The organism is Luteibacter sp. P4_E6 (assembly GCF_056401535.1).
The window spans coordinates 1-2705 of record NZ_JBFUJE010000521.1; the positions used below are offsets into that span (position 1 = coordinate 1).

The following is a 2705-nucleotide window of genomic DNA, read 5'->3' on the forward strand; positions in this document are numbered from 1 at the left end:
ATGCCGACGCGGACACGTTCCTGGACACGGCGGGGCTGGGCAAGGGCTTCGTCTGGCTCAACGGCCATGCGCTGGGGCGTACCTGGAGCATCGGCCCACAACGCACCCTCTACGTACCGGGTGTGTGGCTCAAGCCACATGGTAACCAGCTCGTCGTGCTCGACCTTCTCGTGGAAGGTGCACCCGTGCTCAGCACGCGCAAGCAACCCATCCTTGGCACGTCCACGGTGGGCATGCCATGACCCATTCCCTTCTCCCGACACGAGGCGTATCGATGAGCGATTCCATGACGAACATTCTGCGAGGCGCGGTTCTCAGTGCACTGGTCTGCGCCGCTGGCATCGCCGCCGCGCCGGTGAAGGCCGACGAGACGGCGTCCGTCCTGCCGCAGATGGGCTTCAACAACTGGAACTCCACGCATTGCCGCGCCGAGTTTGACGAAGGAATGATCCGCGGCGTCGCCGACAAGTTCATCAGCCTCGGGCTGCGTGATGCCGGCTACACGTATGTCAACGTGGACGACTGCTGGGCCAACTGGCAGCGCGACAAGGACGGCCATCTGCAGCCCAACCCGAAGCGTTTCCCGAGCGGCATCGCGGCACTCGCCGACTATATCCATGAGCGTGGCCTCAAGTTCGGCCTGTATTCCAGCGCGGGCGTTTCGACCTGCGAGCCCCTGGAGGAGAACCGCGGTTTCCCGGGYGGCCTTGGCCACGAGAAGGACGACGCGAAGACCTTCGCCTCATGGCACGTGGATTACCTCAAGTACGACAACTGCAACAACCAGAAGGTGGACGCGCACAAGCGTTACACCGACATGGCCGAGGCCCTGCGCGGCAGCGGCCGGCAGATCTTCTTCAGCATGTGCGAGTGGGGCGAGAACAAACCCTGGCTCTGGGCGGGCAAGGACCCCGTGGACGCGAGCTCCTGGCGCACCACCGGCGACATCAGCGACAACTACCCCTCGATGCTGAAGATCTTCAAGCAGAACGTGGTACTCGATCGCTACGCGCACCTCGGCCACTGGAACGACCCGGACATGCTCGAAGTGGGTAACGGCGGCATGACGGATGTCGAATACCGCAGTCACTTCAGCCTGTGGTCGATCATGGCCTCGCCGCTGCTGATCGGCACCGACCTGCGCACCGTGAAGCCCGAGGCGCTGCAGATCCTGCTCAACAAGGACGTCATCGCCATCGACCAGGATCCGCTCGGCGTACAGGGCAAGCAGGTGCGTGATGCCGGCGGCATCCATGTCATCGTCAAACCGCTGAAGGATGGCGGCCGCGCAGTGGCGGTGTTCAACGAAGCCGATACCGCGAAGGACGTCGCCGTCGCCGCGACCGAGATTGGCCTGAAGGCCGGCGGCAGCCACACCGTGCGCGACCTATGGGCACACACGGACACGAAGGGCGATGGCTCGATCAAGACCAGGCTGGAGCCGCATGCGACCGTGATGTATCGCATCAGCCAGTAACCGGGTGGCATCGATCGGGCGACAACGCCCGGTCGATGTCCCTGATGTCTTCCGGCGTGGCTCGGGTTGACCTTTCGGATTTGATGGTTGAACCTGCCGCCACCCAGCAGGGAGAGACCTCATGAGCCCCAGCATGAATCGCCGCTCATTCCTGGCGCATGCGGCAGCCGGCATCGCCGTGGGTGCCATCGGCATGAACGGGCGTGTCGAAAGCCTTCCCGCCACGCGCGCTACCTCGGGAACGGCCGGTACGCTGATCGACGCCGAGCGTGCCGCCATCCTCGAAGCCATGCGCACCGAAGGCATCGAGGGGACTTCTGTCTGCCTCATCGAGAGTGGGAAGGTGGCCTGGGTCGAAGGTTTCGGGACGACCGGCGGTCATGCGGCGGTCGCCGTCGATGAACAGACGATTTTCAGTATCCAATCCACCTCGAAGAACTTCACTGCAGTGGGAGTGCTCCTCGCGGCGCAGGATGGGTTGCTCGACCTCGATGCACCGATCTCCCGCTATTTGCCCGGATTCAAAGTCAACAGCCGTTTCGAGTCGAACCCGCAGGACCGCATTACGCTACGCCTTCTGCTCAGCCATCGAGCGGGCTTTACGCACGAAGCCCCCGTCGGCAACAACTACGAGCCCGGCACGGCAGGCTTCACCGCCCATGTGCGAAGCATCTCCGATACCTGGCTGCGTTACCCGGTGGGGGAGCGCTACCGCTACTCCAACCTCGGTTTCGATCTTGCCGGATTCATCCTCCAGGAGAAGACGGGGGTACCGTATGCCGAGTGGCTTCGCCGGAAGCTGTTCGAGCCGTTGGGCATGCACGACAGCACGGCCGATGCCGCCGTGTATACCACGCGGCGCAATCGCGCCGTCGGCCACGAGAAGGGATACGACAGCGTGCCGGCGGTCACACCCCTGGTGGCTTCAGGCGGTGTTTACACAAGCGCACGTGACATGGTGCGATACGCGGCGTTTCACCTCGACGGTGGACGTATCGACGGCAAGCCCGTGTTGGCACCTGCGCTGTGGGAAGCGATGCACGGCTTTGGCCTCGGCGGCGACTACGGTCTTGGCGTCATTCGCAACGAACTACGTTATGGCGACACCCCGGTCCGCGTGCTCAGCCACAAAGGCGGCGGTTTTGGCTTCGGGTGTGTTTTCATCTATTGTCCGGAGGCGAAGCTTGCCTGGGCCGCCATGTTCAATCGGCCGGTATCCGCTCCCTAT

Annotated in this window: 2 protein-coding genes and 1 pseudogene; all 3 read left to right on the forward strand. The window is 63.5% G+C overall.

All coding sequences use genetic code 11. The annotated features are described in order from the left end of the window. A pseudogene (locus AC1DT2_RS20185) lies at positions 1-242 on the forward strand (hypothetical protein); the annotation flags it as partial. A gap of 44 nt (positions 243-286) precedes the next feature. Next, positions 287-1477 carry a glycoside hydrolase family 27 protein gene (locus AC1DT2_RS20190; RefSeq protein WP_231873831.1) on the forward strand — a complete coding sequence of 397 codons (1191 nt, stop codon included), beginning with the start codon at positions 287-289 and terminating at the stop codon, positions 1475-1477. A 121-nt stretch (positions 1478-1598) separates the two neighbouring features. Next, positions 1599-2705, forward strand: a 1107-nt coding sequence (locus tag AC1DT2_RS20195; RefSeq protein ID WP_477298309.1) for a serine hydrolase domain-containing protein, incomplete at its 3' end; no start/stop codon positions are given.